Origin of the sequence: Lachnospira multipara LB2003, assembly GCF_000702205.1 — a bacterium.
Lineage (GTDB): Bacteria > Bacillota > Clostridia > Lachnospirales > Lachnospiraceae > Lachnospira > Lachnospira multipara_A.
This window is the reverse complement of sequence record NZ_JNKW01000011.1, coordinates 56,296-79,112: the sequence shown is the minus strand read 5'-3', so window position 1 is coordinate 79,112 and position 22,817 is coordinate 56,296. Positions and strand designations below refer to the sequence as shown.

Annotated in this window: 17 protein-coding genes, 1 tRNA gene and 1 riboswitch; of the genes, 4 read left to right on the top strand and 14 right to left on the bottom strand. The window is 33.4% G+C overall.

The features are described from left to right. Window positions 1-4 precede the first annotated feature (4 nt). From T537_RS0107915 to T537_RS0107890, 6 genes are all read right to left on the bottom strand, one after another. Window positions 5-1,093, bottom strand: coding sequence for a hypothetical protein (locus tag T537_RS0107915; RefSeq protein ID WP_027438666.1), 1,089 nt, complete (start codon window positions 1,091-1,093; stop codon window positions 5-7). Between the two features lie 111 nt (window positions 1,094-1,204). Continuing rightward, complete coding sequence (gene carB / locus T537_RS0107910) at window positions 1,205-4,420, bottom strand: carbamoyl-phosphate synthase large subunit (RefSeq protein ID WP_027438667.1); 3,216 nt, start codon at window positions 4,418-4,420, stop codon at window positions 1,205-1,207. Beyond that, window positions 4,421-5,494 (bottom strand): carbamoyl phosphate synthase small subunit, encoded by a 1,074-nt coding sequence (locus tag T537_RS0107905; protein ID WP_027438668.1) that lies wholly within the window; start codon window positions 5,492-5,494, stop codon window positions 4,421-4,423. A 277-nt stretch (window positions 5,495-5,771) separates the two neighbouring features. Beyond that, window positions 5,772-7,223, bottom strand: coding sequence for a WD40/YVTN/BNR-like repeat-containing protein (locus T537_RS0107900; protein ID WP_031557105.1), 1,452 nt, complete (start codon window positions 7,221-7,223; stop codon window positions 5,772-5,774). Window positions 7,224-7,246: 23 nt separating this feature from the next. Then, window positions 7,247-8,062: a hypothetical protein gene (locus T537_RS0107895; protein ID WP_027438670.1), complete on the bottom strand. Its 816-nt coding sequence runs from the start codon at window positions 8,060-8,062 to the stop codon at window positions 7,247-7,249. After that, window positions 8,049-8,723: an ATP-binding cassette domain-containing protein gene (locus T537_RS0107890; protein ID WP_027438671.1), complete on the bottom strand. Its 675-nt coding sequence runs from the start codon at window positions 8,721-8,723 to the stop codon at window positions 8,049-8,051. The genes T537_RS0107895 and T537_RS0107890 overlap by 14 nt, the downstream gene beginning before the upstream one ends. 190 nt (window positions 8,724-8,913) lie before the next feature. Between T537_RS0107890 and T537_RS0107885 the strand changes: the two genes are divergently transcribed. Then, window positions 8,914-9,636 (top strand): phosphatase PAP2 family protein, encoded by a 723-nt coding sequence (locus T537_RS0107885; protein WP_081823272.1) that lies wholly within the window; start codon window positions 8,914-8,916, stop codon window positions 9,634-9,636. Window positions 9,637-9,807: 171 nt separating this feature from the next. Here T537_RS0107885 and T537_RS0107880 read toward each other — a convergent pair whose 3' ends face one another. The 6 genes from T537_RS0107880 to T537_RS0107855 all read right to left on the bottom strand — a co-directional run bounded on the left by T537_RS0107880 (window position 9,808) and on the right by T537_RS0107855 (window position 14,442). After that, window positions 9,808-10,377 (bottom strand): ribonuclease domain-containing protein, encoded by a 570-nt coding sequence (locus tag T537_RS0107880; RefSeq protein WP_031557101.1) that lies wholly within the window; start codon window positions 10,375-10,377, stop codon window positions 9,808-9,810. Window positions 10,378-10,413: 36 nt separating this feature from the next. Next, window positions 10,414-10,824, bottom strand: a complete 411-nt coding sequence (locus tag T537_RS0107875; RefSeq protein ID WP_051555035.1) for a barstar family protein — start codon at window positions 10,822-10,824, stop codon at window positions 10,414-10,416. Window positions 10,825-11,560: 736 nt separating this feature from the next. Then, window positions 11,561-11,779, bottom strand: a complete 219-nt coding sequence (locus T537_RS0107870) for a hypothetical protein (protein WP_031557097.1) — start codon at window positions 11,777-11,779, stop codon at window positions 11,561-11,563. Window positions 11,780-11,890: 111 nt separating this feature from the next. Next, a riboswitch (cyclic di-GMP riboswitch) is annotated at window positions 11,891-11,966 on the bottom strand. 360 nt (window positions 11,967-12,326) lie between these two features. After that, window positions 12,327-12,398 (bottom strand) — tRNA-Gly (locus tag T537_RS0107865). A gap of 292 nt (window positions 12,399-12,690) precedes the next feature. Beyond that, window positions 12,691-13,677, bottom strand: a complete 987-nt coding sequence (locus T537_RS0107860) for a diaminopimelate dehydrogenase (protein ID WP_027437635.1) — start codon at window positions 13,675-13,677, stop codon at window positions 12,691-12,693. Window positions 13,678-13,791: 114 nt separating this feature from the next. Beyond that, complete coding sequence (locus T537_RS0107855; RefSeq protein ID WP_081775453.1) at window positions 13,792-14,442, bottom strand: HAD family hydrolase; 651 nt, start codon at window positions 14,440-14,442, stop codon at window positions 13,792-13,794. 211 nt (window positions 14,443-14,653) lie between these two features. On the opposite strand from T537_RS0107855, the gene fucO reads away from it, so the two are divergent. After that, on the top strand, window positions 14,654-15,802 hold the full coding sequence (gene fucO / locus T537_RS0107850; RefSeq protein ID WP_027437637.1) for a lactaldehyde reductase: 1,149 nt from the start codon (window positions 14,654-14,656) through the stop codon (window positions 15,800-15,802). 244 nt (window positions 15,803-16,046) lie between these two features. On the opposite strand, the gene T537_RS0107845 is transcribed toward fucO, so the two are convergent. After that, window positions 16,047-17,168 carry a GGDEF domain-containing protein gene (locus tag T537_RS0107845; RefSeq protein WP_031557095.1) on the bottom strand — a complete coding sequence of 374 codons (1,122 nt, stop codon included), beginning with the start codon at window positions 17,166-17,168 and terminating at the stop codon, window positions 16,047-16,049. Next, complete coding sequence (locus tag T537_RS12470; protein ID WP_051637191.1) at window positions 17,150-18,304, bottom strand: GGDEF domain-containing protein; 1,155 nt, start codon at window positions 18,302-18,304, stop codon at window positions 17,150-17,152. Before T537_RS12470 ends, T537_RS0107845 begins: the two co-directional genes overlap by 19 nt. Window positions 18,305-18,451: 147 nt before the next feature. On the opposite strand from T537_RS12470, the gene T537_RS0107835 reads away from it, so the two are divergent. Next, entirely contained in the window at window positions 18,452-19,177 is a 726-nt protein-coding gene (locus T537_RS0107835) for a response regulator transcription factor (protein WP_031557092.1), read from the top strand. Window positions 19,178-19,235: 58 nt separating this feature from the next. After that, complete coding sequence (locus T537_RS12465) at window positions 19,236-22,817, top strand: glycoside hydrolase family 5 protein (RefSeq protein WP_031557090.1); 3,582 nt, start codon at window positions 19,236-19,238, stop codon at window positions 22,815-22,817.

Genomic DNA, 22,817 nt, shown 5'->3' with positions numbered 1-22,817 from the left:
TGCCTTAGTAATTCATGTAGTAATCCTTTATTTCGTTAATATCATGTGTTTTTGTAAGTACTAGGCTTAAAAGTATTCTTGCCTGTGTTGGTGTGTGATAATTACTTTGGTTTTTGTCCTGTAGGATTGAAACTATAATTACAGGTACATCTGAATAGTTGCTTTCAATGATTTCCTTAGTGTTACCAGATACATCACCTGTTGGGTTTGTTGTTACAACGATTACTCCATCATTATTAGCAATATCCTTCTCAAGTGCCATTCCGTCATTTCCTAAGTAGTCATAGAAAAGACTTATGTATGCCAAGTCCTTAGTATTACTAAGGTCTATCTTTTTATCATTATCAATTACTTTATTGGATACTTTGCTAAATTCATTTCCAATTGTGCATTGAAGAATTAATGAGTCTGTTTCCTTAGATAAAAGCGATGAAAAAGCATTTGAAATATCTGATTCTGTAATGTCGTATTTATCATCATTTATGTCACAGCCCATAATTCCTATTTTTACATTTGTTGGAACTGTTAATTCAATAAAATAGGATAATTCTTCAACTGCCTGCTTTGGAACAATTAAAAGTACGGCTTCACTTGAGCTAGCGTTTGATTTAGTGTCGTTGCTTATTTTAATTAAATCAGATGAATCAAGGTTTTCTGGCTTTGAAACTTCATATTTGTTATTAGCTAGTTGATAATTAACATTATTTAAATTTAAGTTAGATACATTATCCTTTGTATCCTTTCCAATTGTGTATAATGTTAGGCTTTTATTAGTATTTGCAGCGCTTTCTGCTAAAGTTTCGTCTTTTAATTCTTGCTCATTAGTATTAATTATACTTGGATTTTTAGCTTGGCTGCTCTCTGTTTCATTGCCTTGTGTATTATCATCTGCATTAGAACTTGCATCACTGTTAGTCTCTTCTATACTTGCATCGTTTAATCTATTACTATCGGCCTCTTGTATACTTTTCATTGGGTTTTTGTAGTTACAAGCACTTGTAAGTGAGACTACCGCTAAAAGCATGCAAATCATAAATATTTTAGGCCCTTTATTTAGAAAAATTTTTAATTCGTTTTTATTTGATTTTCTCATTTTACAGTCTCCTAATTAGCTTAAAAATTTAGTTTAATTATAACATTCTAATAGTTAAAATGAAATTAAAAAAATATGACCCTTTTATAAAAAGGGCCATATCTAAAGCTTTTAGTTACCTCTGTTATCAATTGTTGCTATATCTACGATTGATAATTCTTTATTATTAAATGCATGCTCTAAACTTGAGATAAGTGCATGTGCTGTATCTAAGCTTGTTAAGCAGTTAACACCTGTTTCAATAGCATATCTTCTGATTAAGAAGCCATCGTGTGCTCTTTCGATACCATTTTCTGGTGTATCAATTACAAGGTCGATTCTGTGTCCTAAGATTAAGTCTAGAAGTGTTGGAGCTTCCTGTCCAATCTTGTTTACCTGGAATACGTTAATGCCGTGTTCTTTAAATACTTTAGCTGTACCTCTTGAGGCATAAATCTTATATCCAAGAGCTTCAAATCTTCTTGCAATATCTACGCCATCTTCCTTATCAGCATCTGCAAGAGTCATAATGATTTGCTTATGCTTTGGAAGTTTAATACCTGCGCCTGTGAATGCTTTATAAAGAGCTTCATCAAAGTCTTTAGAGATACCAAGGCACTCACCTGTTGACTTCATTTCAGGTCCTAAGCTAATATCAGCACCTCTGATTTTTTCAAAGGAGAATACTGGCATCTTGATTGCATAGTAATCAGCTGCTTTTTGTAAGCCTGGTTCGTAGCCTAAGTCACGAATCTTAGCACCGTTAATTACACGAGTTGCAAGCTTAACGATTGGAATACCAGTTACCTTACTAATGTATGGTACTGTACGGCTTGATCTTGGGTTAACCTCGATTACATAAACCTGGTCATTGTATACGATAAACTGAATGTTTATCATACCCTTTACATGAAGAGCTCTTGCAAGTCTTCCTGTGTAATCTTCAATCATGTCTATAATTCTAGGGCTTATTGACTTAGCTGGGTATACTGAGATTGAGTCACCTGAGTGAATACCAGCTCTTTCAATATGTTCCATAATACCTGGGATTAAGATGTCCTCGCCGTCGCATACTGCATCGACTTCGATTTCCTTACCCATTAAGTATTTATCTACAAGGATTGGATGATCCTGCTTAATTCTATTAATGATTTCCATGAATTCTACAACATCTTCATCGCTTACAGCAATCTGCATACCCTGTCCACCAAGTACATATGATGGTCTTACAAGTACTGGATATCCAAGTTCGTTAGCTGCCTTAAGAGCCTCTTCTACTGTGTAGACTGTCTGACCCTTAGCTCTTGGAATCTGAGTCTGTTCAAGGATTTCATCAAATAATTCTCTATCTTCAGCTGCATCAACATCTTCAGCCTTTGTTCCAAGGATTGGCACACCCATTTCCATAAGACTTTCTGTTAACTTAATAGCTGTCTGTCCACCAAACTGAACTACTGCTCCATCTGGTTTTTCAAATTCTACGATTGATTCCACATCTTCAGCTGTAAGTGGCTCGAAGTAAAGCTTATCAGCAATATCAAAGTCAGTTGAAACTGTCTCTGGGTTATTGTTAATAATGATTGTTTCGTATCCTTCCTTCTTAAATGCCCATGTACAGTGTACTGAACAGAAGTCAAACTCGATACCCTGACCGATTCTAATAGGACCAGAACCAAGTACTAATACCTTTTTCTTATCCTTAGTTTCTTTTGCTTCATTCTGACTTCCATATACTGAGTAGTAGTAAGGAGTTTCTGAATCAAATTCTGCGGCACATGTATCAACCATCTTAAATGCTGCGTGAATTCCATATTCGTTACGAAGCTGTTTAATTTCTTTTTCTGTCTTGCCTGTTAATTCTCCGATTACATTATCAGGGAATTCAATTCTCTTTGCCTCAGCAAGTAATTCCTTAGTTAAAGGTCCTCTCTTTAAGGCATTTTCCATATCTACAATAATCTGTAATTTATCGATAAACCAAAGGTCAATCTTAGTAATTTCATGCATCTTAGCTGGCTTAATATGTCTTCTTAAACCTTCTGCTATCTTCCAGATTCTTCTATCATCTACGATTGCAAGTTCTTCAAGTAACTCTTCGTCAGTAAGTGCTGTGAAGTCGTAAGACATAAGGCTGTCTACGTGCTGCTCTAAAGATCTAATAGCCTTCATAAGACCACCTTCGAAGTTATCGCAGATACTCATTACTTCACCTGTTGCCTTCATCTGAGTTGTAAGTGTTCTTTTAGCTGAGATGAATTTATCAAATGGAAGTCTTGGAATCTTTACTACACAGTAATCAAGGGCTGGTTCAAAGGAAGCATAAGTTTTACCTGTTACTGCATTCTTGATTTCATCAAGGTTGTAACCAAGAGCAATCTTAGCTGCTACCTTAGCAATTGGGTAACCTGTTGCTTTTGAAGCAAGAGCTGAAGATCTTGAAACTCTAGGATTTACTTCAATTACACAGTATTCAAAACTGTCTGGGTTTAATGCGTACTGTACGTTACATCCACCTGTAATTCCAAGTTCATCAATAATGTTAAGTGCTGATGTTCTAAGCATCTGATATTCTTTATCAGAAAGTGTCTGAGAAGGTGCTACTACAATACTATCACCTGTATGTACACCAACTGGATCGATATTTTCCATGTTACAGATTGTAATGCATGTTCCGTTGCTATCACGCATTACCTCGTATTCGATTTCCTTCCAACCTGCGATACATCTTTCTACTAAAACTTCACCAACTCTTGAAAGTCTTAAACCATTTTCAAGGATTTCTCTAAGTTCCTCTACGTTGTGGGCAATACCACCGCCTGAACCACCAAGTGTGTAAGCTGGACGAAGAACTACTGGATATCCAATCTTAGCTGCGAATTTTTCACCGTCTTCTACGTTGTTTACTACAAGGGAAGCAGCACATGGTTCGCCGATTTTTTCCATTGTTTCCTTAAACATTAAACGGTCTTCAGCTTTCTTAATTGTAAGTGCTGTTGTACCAATAAGGTTTACACCCTGTTCTTCAAGGAAGCCTGTTTCTGCAATTTCCATTGCAAGGTTAAGACCAGCCTGTCCACCAAGTGTTGGTAGGATACTATCTGGTTTTTCCTTTATAATAATCTGCTTTAGAGCTTCTACTGTAAGAGGCTCGATATATACTTCATCTGCAATATCCTTATCTGTCATGATTGTAGCAGGATTTGAGTTTACTAATACTACTTCAATTCCTTCTTCTTTAAGTGATCGACAAGCCTGTGTACCAGCGTAATCAAATTCTGCAGCCTGACCGATAATAATTGGACCAGATCCAATAACTAAAACTTTCTTAATATTAGGATTCTTAGGCATTTACTTTCCCTCCTTCATCATGTCCATAAATCTATCGAATAGGTATGCTGTATCCTGTGGACCAGCGCAAGCTTCTGGATGGAACTGAACTGTAAAGATGTTCTTTCCTACATAAGCTAAACCTTCGTTTGTCTTATCATTTACGTTAATAAATGCTGGTTTTGCAATTTTTTCATCAAGTGTCTTATCATCAACTGCATAACCGTGATTCTGAGATGAAATGTAAACCTTACCAGTTACTAAATCCTTAACTGGGTGATTTGCGCCTCTATGACCGTACTTAAGTCTGTAAGTATCTGCACCTGTTGCAAGTGCCATAAGCTGATGTCCTAAGCAGATTGCAAAAATAGGAACATTACTTGCATATAATTTTTTAATTTCTTCAATAATTTCAACACATTCTTTTGGATCTCCAGGACCGTTAGATAACATAATACCGTCTGGATTAGTTGCCAGAATTTCCTCGGCTTTAGTGTATGCTGGATAAACAGTAACTCGACAACCTCTCTTATTAAGAGAACGAGCAATGTTTTTCTTAGCACCGAAGTCAAGTAAGGCAACATTAGGACCTTTACCTTCTAACACGTATTCTTTTTGACATGTTACTTTTTTAACAACGCCTTTAACTGTATATTCTTTTAATTTAGCTATTACTTCTTCAAGATTGTAATTCTCATTAGTAGTAATCATACCATTCATTGTACCCTGTTCTCTTAAAATCTTAGTAAGGGCTCTTGTATCAATTCCACAAATACCGGGGATATCATTATCCAGAAGGAACTTCTGAATCGGATCTTCTTCTCTGAAATTACTTGGCATCCTAGACAATTCTCTAACAATGAAGCCATCAGGCCAAGCTCTTAACGACTCCATATCTTCATAACATACTCCATAATTACCAATAAGCGGATAAGTCATTGTAACCGCCTGTCCCGCATAAGACGGATCAGTTAGCACCTCGAGATATCCTGTCATAGAAGTATTAAAAACAATTTCGCTAATTACTTCCTTAGTAGAACCAATACTGGTTCCAGTAAACACTGTTCCATCTTCAAGAATTAAAAATGCTTTCATCAATGCCACCAAATTCCTTTCACTCTATATTGTATCTCATCTTATAAAAAAATGAGCTTTTATCAACTTTTAAGTTGATATATGGTTGTAAGCAAGCCAAAAACCACAACCATGTGTTTGATAAGAATAAAAACTAAAGTTTTTCCTTAGTTTTTGGCAAAAAAAAAGACACAAAAATGTCTTTTTTCTTATCAAACTTTAAAGATATTAGCATAGGTTGCTTGAATTTTCAAGTGAAAGTTTGTCCAAATTTTACAATTTTTATTTTAACATATGTTTATTCCACAATATTGATTTCAAGCTGTCCGATATATTCCCAGTTTTTTCCATTGTCGCTTGATGTGTATTTTGCGGCTGTTTTACCGTTGTTATATTTAGCATCTTCACCCTGGGATAAGTAAACTGTTATGATATTCTGGTCATCTATTATTGGCACAAGGGCATCTTTATAAACATCTGACCAGTGAAGAGTGCTATCTCCTGAGTTAGCTGCAGAGCTGTCTAATTCCTGGTCATCAAGAATTATATTATTAAAGCTTGTTCCGCCATCATATGAAACATAAAGGTTTGACACGTAATTCTCGTTGTAATAATAGCAGATAAAAATTGTTGAGTTATCTGTTACTAGTACTCCCTTAATTGGATGGTTAAGCGGAGTTTGTCCCATTTCTTGCCAAGAACTTCCACCATCACTTGTCTTATAGATGAGGGAAGTTTGTGTCTGCTTATCTGCACTTGTGTTGTATCCCACAACAATAAAGCCATTACTAGCATCTGTAAAGTAAACATAGACAAAACTAGCATCCTTAATGTCTTTGTTTAATTCATAGGTTGTCCAGCTAACCCCTTTATCATCTGAGTAAATGACTGATAAAGGAATGTCTTTATTATTGCTTTGTTTGCCACCATAGACGAATGCGGTTTTATAAGAACTTATCATATAGCTTGTCTTAAGTAAGGTTTTTTCGCTAGCTGAGTTATCATATAACAAATTATCAATATCAACAGGTACAACAATTGAGCTTGTTCCTCCGTTGTAAGTAACATATAGAATGTCATTGGTAATGCTATATTTACTTAAGTCATCGGAGTTTGTAGTAGTTACTGTTGTTGATGTTGCTAGATGTTGACTTGAGTCATCATATTTTGAAATACCATAGTCTTCAGGGGTTTGAATGGCTGTAACATAGATAGTTGCTGTGTTGTTATAATGATCAATTAATGAAAAAGTAACAACCCATTCACAATTTAATTTGCCATTTAATAAAACACCGTTCCATGTGGAAAAATACTCAGAACTTGCTGATACGGTATTAGCATTAAAGGAAATTAGACAAGTTCTATTATTCTCATCAAGGGTTTGGCTCTCATTAATTGTAATATTTGTTAGCTTTTTGTGTCGTGGTACATAGATTCCTGTAAATTGCTTTAAAAAACTCTTAATCCATATATTACCAACACTTGCACTAGACATTTTGCTAAAATCATAGGCATTATCAATAGCAGTGTTGCTAGTGTTGTTTTTGTTTTCATGATTATTGTTATCACTTATTACATTTCCATCAGAGTCAATATCGATAGAAAAAGTGTATCTTGAAGAAAATACCATGCTTTTTTGAACATGGCTGCGATATATTTCAAAAATAAAAATAGAGGCAACAGTTACTAACAGAATTACAACAAGGAGTCTCCATATTATTTTCTTAAAAAGCGCCTTGTTATTATCCATACTGTCACCTCTCTATTATCTTTTTAGTTCTCGTGTTTCATATGCATTGCTTCTCTAATGATTACTCTATAATATTTATACCACCATAGGAAATACATTGCAGCAGCACCAGCGATAAAAAATATGATTACAACGGCTGGATGTGTGATGAATAACCAATTTGATGATACTTTTCTATTAATAAGTGGTAATCCATAAGCTAGAATAACGCAAATTGCCATTACAGTACCGTTAAATAGGCTTCTGTTCTCGTATATAGATCTTAATCTATCAAAGGCAAGTACAGCAAACATCTCACCAATAGGTCTTGTAAAAATAACAATCAATGAGAGCATCAAGCTGTTATAAAGCGAAACTCTAAATAAAAGTAATAAGATAAAATAGAATATAAAATCTGTTATTATCTTATAAATTAGTTTACCTAGGAAGTTAAGATATGGACTAATTAGCATAATTCTAATCATTAAATAATCTCTGTCTCCCATAGTAAAAAGTGTTGTGTTTGCAAGGCTACCACAAATTATTGATAGCATTGTAAACATAAATATAATTGCCAATTCCTGATTAGCTCCAACAAGTGGCCTTATAAGAGAAATCAGTCTAAATGGAATATATATTAATAAAAGGAAATATAAAAATCTTCTTGCAAATTCACCAATTATGGTAAATAGCTGCATTATAATTCCAATAAAAGTTCTTGTTTTGGGTTTATTAGTAAAAGTTTCCTCTGTTATTTGCCAACTAAGGAACGGAAATTTAAGAAGAATTCTTATACCATTGTTAGTTCCTTCGTAAAAACGAAGAATTTTTTCGGCAAAAAGTCGTCTAAATAATTTCATTTTCAGCCTCCCCTAAAATGTCTAGTACCGCATGTCGAATCTCAGGAATAGCCATTGTGTCCTTAGAAACAAGGTTTAGTTCACCATTATTTAGAATAACAGTATCTTTAGATATCTTCTCAGAAACCTTTAGTAAACCTGTTGAAATTAAAATAATGTGTTCGTCTTTCATTTCATTAAGTATTGAAAGAAACCTATCAATGTAATCTTCACTACAATAATCAAAAGGCTCGTCAAATAAGATGACATAAGGCTTTTGAATTAAGAATGCGGCTAATTGTAGTAATTTTTTGTGTTCAAAGCTATAATAGCAAATTAGGTTTCCCCAAATATCATCTGGTATTCCTACCTTATCAAGATAAAAACTTGGCTTTAAGGAACCCTTATTAAGCGAACATAAAAATTCAATATATTCGTAACCTGTAATATACATTGGTAAAACGCTTTGCTTAGATGCATAAAAAATAGTGCTCTTAGCTCGAGTTATTATTTCACCATAGTCTACAGGCTTGTCTTCACATATACATTCAAAAAGTGTTGTTCGTCCTGAACCAAGACTTCCAAGTATAGGATAAATCTGGCCTTTATTAAAAATAAAACTAACGTCTGTTAATACTTCATTACCATTTATAATTTTTTTTATATGATTTAATTGTAACATAACCCTCTCCAATCTAGTCACAAATACTTAAATATTATAGTATACTAGGCCTTAAATTGCAAATTTTAGCCTTTTTCTAGGATTTTTATGCAATAAAATATTAATTTTATTGCATATAAAAATTTGTCTTGATATAATGTCTTGAGGATTAAGGTAGATAATATGGAATAATTAAAGGAGATGGAATTCCATGAAGGATAAACTAAAGAGGTTTTTTAGGGAAAATTGGAGATTATTATACGGATTATATGTCTTTATATACTTCCCTTGGTTTTTTACCCTTGAAAAAAAGATAACTTTGCAAACACCGGGTGTTCACATTTTAAATACATCAATTGATGAGGCAATTCCTCTAATTGAATGGTTTATTGTGCCATATATTCTTTGGGCATTTTATGTAGTTATAACGGTTGTTTATTTTTATTTTAAAGCTGATGATAAGGAATATAGACAGCTTGCAATGTCATTGATATTTGGTATGTCTATTGCCCTTACAATTTGCATGATTTACCCTAATGGTTTAACACTTAGACCTGAGCATGTATCAGATAGCGTATTTGGTAGAATGATTACAAAGTTATACATATCAGATACGTCAACTAATGTTTTTCCAAGTATTCATGTCTTAAATTCGCTTATTGTTACTTTTGCAATTATTAAATCTAAGTTGTTTAGAGAGAAGAAATTCATAATAGTTAAAGTATGCGCTAGTATTCTTTGTGTTTTGATTTGTCTGTCAACTCTTTTCTTAAAGCAACACTGTATTTCAGATGTGCTTGGCGCAATGCTTTTATTTTGGGTTCAGACTAATTTAATTTATGCTGTTGATTATAGAAAGCTCTACAATAGAGTTAGAGCTAAAGCTATGGAAGGCAAATTAAAGGAGCTCATTCAAAATAGACGAGCAGATTAATTAGTTAATATATAAAAACTGGCAGACGGGGAAATCCCCAAACTGCCAGTTTTTTTAGTGTTTATATTGTAATTTTTATTTTGTAATTCTTGTGTTGTAATTCTTGTGTTGAAATTTTTGCGTTGGAATTTTTATCATTCTGCAAATTTCTAATGTATTTCTCTAAGAATACTATTCTTCTCCATACAACAATTCAAAACTCTCGTAGTGGTCGCTTGTGTAATAAATTAGGCCATCATTGGAGTAAACTATTCTCTTAGCTCCACGATTCTTAGAATTTAATGTGTCAATGTCACATTCTTTATAGCTTCTTCCGTCTTTGCTTGGTAGTTTACCTTCGTTATTTCCAAAATAGCTACCACCAATACATTTACCAGGAGCATATTCACTTACGCTACCACCGCTCCATCCAAGCTTCTTAGCTTCTGCTTTGCTTATATAGTTAGAAGGTAAGGTATTGTATGTGTGAATATATAGTGCTACCTCATCTTTGCTATCATATATACCATTTTTATCTATGGATGTGGTTGATTTAGGCTTATTTAAGCTTTCGTTAGCACTATTAGAGTCTGTTCCTTGACCACTATCACTAGCAACCTTAGTAGCAACCGTGCTTACGCTAGTTTCATTTAGCTTGGCATTATTATTTAGCTTCTTATTGCAGCCACTGCTAACAAGAAGTGTAAATAATGATAAAAATAGTAGCCAAGCAAATTTAAATCTGCTTAGTGTCTTCTTCATTGTTGTATCATAGTCTCCCGTATATTAATCTAGTGATTATTTTAATTCAAGACTACAAGAATGCTCATAAATATCCGGCTCCTTAAAGATCTTGCAAATAATATCAAAAATTGTATCACCGGTGTTTAGTTTAGCATCATCAAGCTTTTTTTGGAAGTTTTTAGTATTAGATGAGTGGCAAAGCTTTATCTTGTCTTCATAATATTTGACTGTTGCATTGTAACCTAGGTCTTTGCGGCTCTTGCTAGAATTCTTCCATCTTACAAGAACATTATCGCCCACATTGTAAACCCCATTACCACCAATTAGCAGGTCGATAAATGCATCTAGAGAATGCCCAATTGGATAGCTACCGTCTGTAAAAACCTTGGCAATCTCGTCATAAAAGCCGTCTAAATTGTTAAAGTGTTCGCCATCAATAGTTAACGTTTCTTTGTAATTCTTCAATTTAGTGTACCTCCCATACATCAAAAATTAAGACTTGAGTTTTAAGCCTTTGATTGATTATACCAAAAATGTAATTTTGTTGCAATTTATTTATTGAGTTAGGCCAGGAGATAATGGAAGTTTGAATTGGGCTGGTGGGTTTTTGAGGGAGTTTGAATTATTTGGGGTAATTTTCGTGAAAACGTAAAGAAGTTTAATTTGAACTGGTGGATTCCTTAAGAAAGTTTAAATTATTCGGGACAATTTCTTAAGGAAGTTTAAATTGAACCGATGAGTCCTTAAGGAAGTTTAATTTGTTGTGGGCAATTTCTTAAGGAAGTTTAATTTGTTGTGGGCAATTTCTTAAGGAAGTTTAATTTGTTGTGGGCAAAAATTGCCCCATATTTAAGAAATCCATAATTAGGTCAAGTTTTAAAAAGGCGTAAAAAATTTGTTTTTGCCCCAAACCTGTCAATTCTAGCAAATGGGATAACTTTTTTGGGGCAAAAAGGGAGAATTGTTTCAATTAATTTATGCGAAACAGGAAAATTAGTTCAATTTATTAACACTATCTTGACCTAAATGTTGTTTTTATGCAATAAAGTCCAAGCTTATTTACTAAGAACTATGACCTAAATGTTTAAATAGGAGTATTAGGTCCATTTTGTCGTTTTTTTTCATAGGAGTAGATCTTACGAAATGCAGTTAAACTATAAAAATGGTCAAATTGATGACTGCTCTGAATAGATGTTTGCTTTTATGCTTCACTTTTGCTAATAATGAAAAAACCGTTTTTTGTAAAAATCTCTTCTGCTAACATATAGTATTCTTTTGATGTGAAGTTGCCTGACTTCATTTTGTTTGTAATATCAAGGACTTTTTCAAGTCTTTTGCCTGTATTTTCCTTGTATTCATTAAGCAATTTGTATTTTTTACTTGTGCCGTTATGATTAACTTTTAATAAAAAACTTTCCATTCTTTCCTCCTAAGTTATTGTTATATAAAAGTTCTGAATTTGGGGGAATAGACCATTTTGAGTAAAAAAATAACGCCATAAGAATATGACGTGACTTTGAGTAAATAGATTAGTTGCAGCTGGCTGGCATCTTAAAGCCCCTATAGCTTTGTGTCACATGGTTTCCCGTGTTTTACCTTTATTATTTTCAAAACTAGGAAATTATAATACGATGATTTAAAACTGTCAAGAATTAATATTTTGATTGGGGCAAATTCAGAAATCGCAAGTTAATTGTTAGTTCATATCCTATTTCAAGGCATAAAAAAGAAGAAGCAACTGCTGCTTCTAATTAGTAGAGCGTGAGACGTTTCGGGTGTCCAGTGGACACCTCTGCCTGAAAGGCAGAAGAAAGGACCGAGCCGGCAGGCGAGAGATCGAACCCGAGAGATCGGAGCCGAGATAGTTGCAGAAACTGCTTTACTACAACTACTTTTAGAAATCGCTAGTTCATACCTTATTTCAAAGCACAAAAAAAGAAGAAGCAAATGCTTCTTCTAATTAATAGAGCGCGAGACGGGGATCGAACCCGCGACCCCCTCCTTGGCAAGGAGGTGCTCCACCACTGAGCCACTCGCGCATATCTTAATTTGTTGTGTGCCGCAGCACGTGTTTAATAATACACTTCTGAATTCTTTTTGTCAACAACATTTTTCAAAAAAATCGCGTAAAATACGAAAAAAGACGATATCTAAATTATTGATAAAGATAACTTAGCTTAGTTATATAGGCAGCAAATTCTAAAAAGCCCCATCCTTATATTTTAACAGATAAAAGGACGGGGCTATGATTAATTACAGTTTAACAAGCTATAGCTTATAACATATAACATATAATTTATAACATATAAAATGTAACATATAATTTATAAATTATAATAAGTTCTTTCTTAATTCTTCGCCTGATAATGGGCTAATGTAAGCTGGTGCAATATCAAATACTGTCTTTGCGCCAAATGAACCTTCATTAGCAAGCTTATAAGCAGCTCTTGCGTATGCTGCGATTACAGAACCTGTGAATTCTGGGTTTGAATCAAGTGTAAGCTTGTATTCGATAATGTGCTTATGTTCTTTATTAAGACCAGTAACACCACTTCTAAGAACGAAACCACCATGTGGAAGACCTGAATGGTTCTTCTTTAACTCTTCTTCTGTGATGAATGTTACAGTTGTATCGTAATCTGCGAAATAGTTAGGCATTTCCTTGATTTCCTTTTCGATACGAGCAAGGTCAGCACCTTCTTTGGCTACAACGTAGCATTCTCTTAAATGCTTTTCTCTTGTTGTAAGTTCTGGGTTTTCACCTGAACGAACTCTTTCAACAGCAGCTTCAATAGGAACTGTGTACTGTCTAGCATCTAAAACTCCATCAATTCTTCTAATAGCATCTGAATGACCCTGGCTTACACCACGACCCCAGAATGTGTAGTTTTCACCTTCTGGAAGTACAGCTGTTGAAACCATACGAAGAAGTGAGAACATACCTGGATCCCAACCCATTGAAATAATACCAACGTGGTTAGTTTCCTTAGCTGACTTATCAACGTTAGCAAAATGCTCTGGAATTCTAGCATGAGTATCGAAACTATCGATTACGTTGAATAACTTAGCGTACTTAGGAGTCTGCTCTGGTAAATCAGTTGCAGAACCACCAGCTAAAACTAAAACGTCGATTTTGCCAACGTAGCTTTCAATATTATCAACTGAATCTACAGGAACGCCTGCAGTCTTAATTGTAACAGTTTTTGGATCTCTTCTTGTAAAAACAGCTACAAGTTCAAGATCATCATTTTGTCTAATAGCACTCTCAACACCACGTGCAAGATTGCCATATCCTAAAATACCAATTTTAATGCTCATTAATATACCTCCATATAATTGGCTGAAATATCTACAATTCGTGTGGTGATAAAACAGCCGGAATAAGACACATAAAATATTATATACTCTTAGATTAGATTGTGCAAAATTTTTTTATATCAAATTCAACAAGTCGCTGCATTTATTTGCAAAAGTGTTTGCGCCATTTTTTACTAAAAAGTCTTTATCTCTAAAGCCCCAAGTTACGGCAATTTCTGCGATTTTAGCATTTTTTGCAGTATTAATGTCTACGTCAGAGTCTCCAATATAGACAGTGTCAGCCTTTGAAATAGATAGGTCTTCCATTATTTTATTAACTGAGTCTGGAGCAGGTTTAGTTGGAACATCTGGAAGAGCTCCTCTTGCAATGGTAAAAATATCGCCAAAATAAATAGCATTAAGCTTTTTAACTGCAAAATCTGGCTTATTTGAAAGCATGGCAAGGACTACTCCCCTATCTTTTAAAGTGTTTAGGACTTCAAGAATATCATCGTAAGGTTTAGTTGTATCGTTACAATGCATGTCGTAATATTTCTTAAATTCTTCGTGATATTTAGCAACATCATCCTTTGTAAGGTCACTAGGAAGGCTTCTTTCCATAAGCTTTAATGTACCATTTCCCACAAATTGTCTGATTTCTTCAAGACTTCTTGTGGGGAAATTATTTCTTTTTAGAATTTCATTTACGCTTAGCATTAAATCTTCTAAGGTATCAAGAAGCGTGCCATCCAAATCAAAAATTGCTAATTTATATTTATTTTCCATGAAAAATCCTTTCCGCATAGTTTGCTTTAAAATAACAGACTCAATTATAGATTTTGGCCTAGCTAAATGCAAATCTGCGAAACTAATTAAATTACATAAAACTTTGTCAAAATTATACATAAAATAACTTGTGTTATACATTAAAAGTGTTAAAATAAGTATAGATACATTACGACAGGGTCGTAAAAATATAATAATGTGGAGGTTTTATATGGCAAACAGATTTGTACTTAATGAAAGATCTTACCACGGCGCAGGAGCAATTAAGGAAATTGCAACTGAGGTAAAAGAGAGAGGTTTTAAAAAAGCATTTGTTTGCTCTGATCCTGACTTAGTTAAATTTGGGGTTACTAAGAAGGTATTAGACGTGTTAGAAGGAGCTGGTCTTGAATATGAATTATATTCAAATATTAAGCCAAATCCAACAATTGAAAATGTCCAAACAGGTGTAGAAAGCTTTAAGAAGGCAGGAACAGATTATATTATTGCAATTGGTGGTGGTTCATCAATGGATACTGCTAAGGCAATAGGTATTATTATTAATAATCCTGATTTTGCAGATGTAAGAAGCCTTGAAGGAGTTGCTCCTACTAAGAAGCCAGCAGTTCCTATTATTGCTGTTCCAACAACAGCAGGTACAGCAGCTGAAGTAACAATTAACTATGTTATTACTGATGCTGAGAAGAATCGTAAGATGGTATGTGTAGATCCAAAGGATATTCCAATTGTAGCAATTGTAGATTCAGATATGATGTCATCAATGCCAAAGGGCTTAACAGCTGCAACAGGTATGGATGCACTTACACATGCAATTGAAGGTTATATTACAAATGGAGCTTGGGAATTATCTGATATGTTCCATTTAAAGGCAATCGAGCTTATTTCTAAGCACTTAAGAGATGCAGTTGATAATAAGCCAGAAGGCCGTGAAGGAATGGCTCTTGGACAGTATGTGGCAGGCATGGGTTTCTCTAATGTAGGCCTTGGTCTTGTTCATTCAATGGCACATCCATTAGGTGCATTATATGACACACCACATGGAGTTGCTAATGCAATATTACTTCCATCAATTATGGCATATAATGCAGATGCAACAGGAGAAAAATTCAGAGATATTGCTAAGGCTATGGGTGTGAGTGGTACAGAGAATATGTCGCCAGATGAATATAGAAAAGCTGCTGTTGATGCAGTTGCAAAATTATCGGCAGATGTGGGAATTCCAAAGGATTTAAAGGATATTGTAAAGGACAGCGACGTACATTTCCTTGCAGAATCTGCTCATGCAGATGCTTGTTTCCCAGGAAACCCAAAGCAGCCAAGTGTTGAAGAAATAGAATCACTTTACAGAGCACTTTTGTAGAGTGAATAATCTATTTAGATTAATTTGTTATTTACTATTTGAAAAAATAGTTTTAACCTCACCATAGATGGCGGCATAAACTAGTGAGGAACACCACAATTAAAAAAATAACAAGTTAAGAGTTATGCTCGCAAATTTTTGACCTAGGACTTATTAAATTAATAATAAATCCTAGGTCAATTTATTTTTGTATTATTTATACTTTCTCTTATTTATGCTTGCCTTTATTTATACCCTCCATTATTTATGTTCTTCCTTTTTTATGCTCATAAAGATTCATATCTGCGGCATTGATAAAATCATCAACGCTCTTTATAGAGCTGTCATAATAAGCAATTCCAATACTAACAGTTAAATCATAAGGCGAGTCATCCTTAAGATTTAGTTCTACTACTTTTTCTTTTATTTGATTAGCAATGTGACTTGCGGTATTTTCGCCATTCTCATAGAAACAAACAACAAATTCATCACCGCCATATCTTGCAGAGGTAACATTATAAAGGTTTCTTGTGGCATAGCTTATAGCTTCCCCAATTCTTATAAGACTTTTATCTCCTTCAAGATGTCCATAATTATCATTGATTTTTTTAAAGTAATCACCGTCAATCATAAGTAAACAAAGCCGACTCTTCCAGTTTACAGAAATCATTTTTAGAATATCGTATTTTAGGTATTGCCTGCTATTTAGTTTAGTAAGCGCATCCTTAGATAAATTGTCGTGTTGAATAATTAAGTAGAAAGAAAGGACGGCAAGGGCCACAGTAATGGTCCAAACTCTTTCATCAAAGATAGAAATTATGTATGGAATTGTCAAAAAAACAATAATGGAAATATACATTTTATTATCATTAATGTTCTTTGTTCTTAATGTACGTATAAAGGCATGAACTATGCATGCAGCAACGTATACAAGGGATACGGTCTGGTAAATAAAGAAAAATTGTCCTCTAGAAAAAGTATCCTCGTGAAATTTAAAAATCCATTTTGTAAAGGGTGATGTTATAACAAGTAAACTCGTTAATATTGAAGGAATTAAACAGAAAAATTCCAACTTAAAGGATCGTGTGATTCTACTTTTTATAACGTATTCAGTGCATAGGAAAAGATAAGTCTTAATTGCAAGCTTGGTTACAAGTAAGGCTGCACAAATGAAATAAAGAAGATAAATATTAGCTATATGAACTTCATCTAAGTATGTAATTAAAAGTTCAAGGGAGGTATATATAATGTTTAATATAAAAAATGTGCATAATCGTACACTAAAGATAGAACGATTAAAAGTTCTATAAGTGTCAATTAAGACAATTATGAATAAAACAATAGCTATGCAGGAATGTTCTATACTAGCTAATTCAAAGTATTCCATAGTGACTTCTCCTTTTTGACATTATAAAGGGCATCATCTGCTGCTTTTATAAAGTCTTCTGCATTAGTAAATGAAGGATCATATTTTGCAATTCCAATAGAGACATTAACATTACTTTTGGCATTGTCGTTTTTGTTTATTTTTTCTAGTGTTTTTTCAATGTTTAAGGCAATAAGTCGTCCATCCTTACTTTGCCTTTCTAGGAAACAAATAATAAATTCGTCACCGCCATATCTAGAAATAGTACAATGCTTTAAAAAATAAGTGCACTGCTCTATTGCTGTACCAATTCTTTTAAGGGCAGCATCCCCTTCTAAATGTCCATAATTATCATTGATGCTTTTAAACTTATTTGCGTCAATCATGAGCAAAACAAGCTTTTTTCTGTCTATTCTTTTCATAAGAGAATTTACTTCGTAAATAAGAAATCTACGATTGTTTAATCCTGTTAATCTATCAGTAGATACATCCCTTTTTATGAAATCCAAATAAAAAACTAAGAAGGTTATAGCTAGTGTGATTTCTTGAATTGGAACACCGAATCTAGTAGACACATATCTGCTTATTAAAGGTGTAACTATTAAAATGGAAAGATTTGCTGCAAATCTTCTCTCTTGGGGATTGTAGCTTTTATAAATTGCTTTTATAATAATTACAGAACATAAAATGTTATATATTAGTGACAATATATACGGAAATAGATATAGTGGACCGGGAATTATTGATTTATCTGGATTTACGCTAAAGGTCAGCTTAGTTATTGGTGTGCTTATGTAGAGAAGTATAGTTATACATAGTGGAATCATGGCAATAGCTTCGGTTACTGTGGTATTAAAAAGCCTTGTTCTAAGCAAGTGCTGAAATACAACAAATGTAAATCCGGACATGCCAACAACAGAGATAAACTTAAGTATCTCTGTAAAATAAATGACAGGTATTATATTCACATTATCAAAAACCACACGAAACATTGTAATTAAGTAGGATATTAGATATAGATGTACAATTCCAATATATTCTAACACCCTATTTCTTAGCACTGATTTTTTTGAGTTTAAGAGGATATGATATCCAATTATCAGAAAAATCAGGTAAGCAATTATAGTTTCATCTATTTTAGCATTTATTTGTTCCATAATTTCCTCGGTATTTTTATATTTTTCACGTATAATATATATACTAATTATAGAATATACAAGAAAGTTTATCAAGGATAAGGAAAATTAAATTTGCAAAATTTTAAATGATGCTATATTATAAAGTTGTTGATATAAGGAGATTGTATGAAAGATATTACTTTATTACTTGTTGATGATGATATTGAAGTTATAGAATTAAATAAAAGATTTTTTGAAAAAAAAGAATATAAAGTGTTTACAGCTACAAATGCTGTGGATGCTATTGATATAGTGAAAGCAAATAATATAGATTGTATCCTTTTAGATGTAATGATGTCTGATATGGACGGATTTACATGTTGTGAAGAAATGAGAAAATTAACTAATATTCCTATTCTTTTCTTAACAGGTAAGGATCTTGAAGAGGACAAGATAAGGGGGCTTGAAGTTGGTGGGGATGACTTCATAATAAAGCCCTATAGTCTAAATGAGATAAATGCCAGAATTCAGGCAAATGTACGACGATTTAGACAATATAACAAAACATCAACTGGGGTAGCCTTTAAGGAGGAGGCTAAGGATGTTAGGTCTTATGAAAATTTTGGACATTTATCCGTTGATTATCTTGAACATAAGGTTTATTGTGACGGCGACGAAATAAGTTTGTCTAATAGAGAGTATGAGATTTTAGCTATTTTAGTTAGTCATAACGGGGAGGTGACAACGTTTGAAGAAATATCTAAAAAACTATTTGGTACTTATTCAGATACAGATAGACAGACTATCATGGTTCAAATATCAAGATTAAGAAAGAAATTAGATGCATATCTTAATATTTGTGATATGATAACAAGCGTGCGATTTAAAGGATATGAATTTCACGCAAAATAATCGAAGTAAATAAACCTGTTACGCGAGACTTATTATTTTTACTAGGAGGTTTTTCTACATGAAAAAGTTAAAGAAAACATTAAGGCAGTGGATTGCAGTTACTACTGCGGTTTGTACAGTATTTTCGGCGTATTTAAGTGTAGGAAGTATATCCGCTAATGCTTCTGAGACCACTAATGTTAATGAGACTAAATTGTCAAATTTTAGTCTTTCAGATTTTTCGAACTGGAAAAAGGGAATTTACCAAAATGGTGGTGGATTTGACACATGGAGTGCATTTCTATCAACTAAAGAATTCTTAAAGGTTACAGCAGGTGACGTCTATAAAATATCATGTTCGGAATCATCTTATGTTATAGTTTTTGCCCAATATGATGAGAATTTTGAGCTTGTAGATTTTGATAATACTATTTCAGACGGTGCAGAAATTATAATCGAGGATGGAGTAAGTTATTGTGGTATTTCTATTTATAATCCATCAGACTATGCAATGACATATGAAAAATATAAAGAGCTTTTTGAATCTGGTTTTACAATCAGTCAAAAAAAGTTAACAGGCTATAAAACAGAGGCTAGTTATACTAACCTTAATAATCCAGGACTTTGGAGAAGAGGCTTGGTTAGCTTTGACGGCTCTAAGATTTTTAACTACACATCTTACATTAATCTTAGAAACGAAGTAACAGTTGATCCAAATTATTCATACACATTTAAGACTAATGTGAGTTCCTTAAGGCTTATAATCAATGAAATGGATAAGAACGGTAATGTTATTAATAACCTTGAGGCTAAAAATGGCGATACTCTTATTTTTAACAAAAACACAAAAAGCCTGGTTCTTAGCGCCTATAATGCAAGTGATTATACATTGACACTTGGAATGTTTAGATCATATATGAAGTATGGCGTTTATACTCTTTCTTTAAGCAGTACAGCTCTTGTTGGTAATGATGACACACCAGTTGTAGTTGATCCGGATGTTGATGATAAGCCAAAGCAAGAAGAAAAAGAAACAAAGGAAGAAGAATTAAAGGTAAGTGAATTACCACTTGAATCTTTAAATGCTAATCTTGACTGGGTTTATGGTGGATTTGATTCAAAGGGCAAGATTGCAGATATTAGCGACACAATGAGACTTAATTCTTATTACACATTTTTTGAAGAATCTAAAAAAGTCAATATTTGTGATTCAACACTTCGATTAAAAATTAATGAATATGATAGTAATTTTAACTTCATTAGATGCGTGGATTTAGGAAACGGGGATTATTTTACAAAACTAGCTGATACAAAATATGTTACATATTCAATGTATCAGTATAAGGATGAAGAAACTAAGGAAAACACTCTTACAGATTTAAAAAATCTTCTAACTTCGCAGCTTACATTTACAACTGTGAATTTAGATGAAATAAAAGAAAATCCAGAGGAATTATTAGGTGAGGTTCATATAGGATCTTTAAGTAATTCTTCAAACTACAGACAAGGTCATTATAAGTCATGGGGCTTGTCTTATGAGAATTATTCAGGTGTTTACTGTACAAGAAATAAATACAGTATTACACCAGGTAAAGAGTATTATGTTAATGTAAACGACTCAAGAATTCTTATTTCAATTGCAGAATTTGATAAGGATGGTAAAGCTATTAGATACGTTGACCATTTAACAAATGGAAGCAAATATGTTGCAAGTTCTAATGCAAGCTACATAGGATTAAACTTTAATTCTAGTGTTTGGGGCGTTGATTGTTTAGGCCTTCTTGATGTGGGTATGACAATTGATCTTAACTCAAAATTTTATTGCACAGGAGTTGATAAAGTCGACATAAGTCAGTTTGACTTTAGTGATTTTACTAACTACAATATGGGTAGCTTTTCAGCTACAGGATTTAATGTAAGTGCTAACTGCCTTGCTTGTTCTAAATATCTTGATGTAAGTAATGATAAGGGCAAGTACAGAGTAAATCTTGATAATCACAATTTAAGAATGACAATTGTGGAATATAAAAATGATGGTAGTTATGTTAAGACAAATTCATATCAGTCAGGTGAAATGTGGACAGCAGATGAGCAAACAGATTATATTGGTGTTTATGTTAAGTCTAATGTAGGTTCATTTAGCGAAACTGATTATAGAAATCAGTTTAATTCAGATCAGAAGCTTAGCCTTGAAAAATTTGAAAAATATGAACACAATACAGCAATGAACCCTATTACTGCTACTGAATTTATGAATACAATGAATGTAGGCTGGAATTTAGGTAATTCACTAGATTCTCATTATGGTGACAGAACTGATAAGGGCGCACCAAATCAAGAAACAACTTGGGGAAATATAGTTATTACTGAAGACTTAATTGAATATGTTAAGGAGCAGGGATTTAACACAATCAGAATTCCTGTAACTTGGTATTACAACACATATACAGATGATAATGGCAATTTAAAAGTTAGACAGGAATGGTTAGAAAGAGTTCAAACAGTCCTTGATTATGCAATCAAAAACGATATGTATGTAATTCTTAATACACACCATGAACAGCCAATTATTTATGCAGGTACTACAGAAGAAAAATTTAATCAGGTTTGTAAAGATGCTAGAGCTTTATGGAGTGAGATCGCTAGTTATTTTGGTGATTACGATGAGCATTTGATTTTTGAAAGTTATAATGAGGTTGATAATGTGGCCCTAAGCTGGAATTATAGCGATAAGGCAGCAAGTCAGATGAATACTTTAAATCAGATTTTTGTAGATACTGTAAGAGGACTTGGTGGAAACAATACTAATAGATTATTAGTTGTTCCTACCCTACTTGATGGCCGCGAAAGCAGCTTCCTTGATAGTTTTGTTCTTCCAACAGATCAAACAGCAGATAGATTAATTGTAGAAGTTCATGACTATAGTACAGCTTTTGACCAGGATATTAATTCCTTATTTGAACCACTTTCAAAATTTAGTAAGAAAATTAACACACCAGTTATTATTGGTGAATTTGGTACAAAACCATCATATGTGCCAGCAGAATACAGAGTTAATGCAGCAAGTAATTATGTTGCACGTGCTAGCGAATATGGAATTAAGTGTGTATACTGGGATGATGGAAATCAGAATAATTATGGTTTAGTTAACAGAGTTGATTATTCAAAATCTAATACAGATATGCTTTCAGCTCTTGTGAATGCTACTTCTTACCTAACAAGTAATAAGACAGTTTATAATTCAATGGATAGCTTTAAATGGCAGACACTAAACCAGAAGACAGGTGAATTAAGGGATGATAAATACTGGGGTACATTAACAACAGACATTAATGGCAAGGGAATAAGCATTCCAGAGGATTCAGATTACCTTACAGTATTGCTTAGTATTACTGGTGATTATTATCAGGCAAGAGTTCATTATGTACACTTCTATGATGAGAAAATGAACGTAATTCAGACCAATAATTCATCTACAGGATATAAGATGGTAACATATGTAATCCCAGAGGGAGCTAAATATGTTAGAGTTGGTATTAATAATAGCTATATGGCTTGTAAAGAAGCTAAATTTAAAGAGTATTTAGACAGCGGCCTATTATCACTTACAATAGGATTTGTTAATACAGAGGATAAGTCATCTTATGTAAAAGCAGAATAA

Excerpts from the sequence above, each read along its gene's own strand:
- T537_RS12470 (WP_051637191.1), bottom strand. The coding sequence starts at position 18,304 with ATGGAACAAATAAATGCTAAAATAGATGAAACTATAATTGCTTACCTG.
- T537_RS0107890 (WP_027438671.1), bottom strand. The coding sequence starts at position 8,723 with ATGTTACAATTAAATCATATAAAAAAAATTATAAATGGTAATGAAGTA.
- carB (WP_027438667.1), bottom strand. The coding sequence starts at position 4,420 with ATGCCTAAGAATCCTAATATTAAGAAAGTTTTAGTTATTGGATCTGGT.
- T537_RS12465 (WP_031557090.1), top strand. The coding sequence starts at position 19,236 with ATGAAAAAGTTAAAGAAAACATTAAGGCAGTGGATTGCAGTTACTACT.
- T537_RS0107880 (WP_031557101.1), bottom strand. The coding sequence starts at position 10,377 with ATGAAGAAGACACTAAGCAGATTTAAATTTGCTTGGCTACTATTTTTA.
- T537_RS0107855 (WP_081775453.1), bottom strand. The coding sequence starts at position 14,442 with ATGGAAAATAAATATAAATTAGCAATTTTTGATTTGGATGGCACGCTT.
- T537_RS0107860 (WP_027437635.1), bottom strand. The coding sequence starts at position 13,677 with ATGAGCATTAAAATTGGTATTTTAGGATATGGCAATCTTGCACGTGGT.
- T537_RS0107900 (WP_031557105.1), bottom strand. The coding sequence starts at position 7,223 with ATGGATAATAACAAGGCGCTTTTTAAGAAAATAATATGGAGACTCCTT.
- T537_RS0107845 (WP_031557095.1), bottom strand. The coding sequence starts at position 17,168 with ATGGAATACTTTGAATTAGCTAGTATAGAACATTCCTGCATAGCTATT.
- T537_RS0107835 (WP_031557092.1), top strand. The coding sequence starts at position 18,452 with ATGAAAGATATTACTTTATTACTTGTTGATGATGATATTGAAGTTATA.
- T537_RS0107870 (WP_031557097.1), bottom strand. The coding sequence starts at position 11,779 with ATGGAAAGTTTTTTATTAAAAGTTAATCATAACGGCACAAGTAAAAAA.
- fucO (WP_027437637.1), top strand. The coding sequence starts at position 14,654 with ATGGCAAACAGATTTGTACTTAATGAAAGATCTTACCACGGCGCAGGA.
- T537_RS0107915 (WP_027438666.1), bottom strand. The coding sequence starts at position 1,093 with ATGAGAAAATCAAATAAAAACGAATTAAAAATTTTTCTAAATAAAGGG.
- T537_RS0107905 (WP_027438668.1), bottom strand. The coding sequence starts at position 5,494 with ATGAAAGCATTTTTAATTCTTGAAGATGGAACAGTGTTTACTGGAACC.
- T537_RS0107895 (WP_027438670.1), bottom strand. The coding sequence starts at position 8,062 with ATGAAATTATTTAGACGACTTTTTGCCGAAAAAATTCTTCGTTTTTAC.
- T537_RS0107885 (WP_081823272.1), top strand. The coding sequence starts at position 8,914 with ATGAAGGATAAACTAAAGAGGTTTTTTAGGGAAAATTGGAGATTATTA.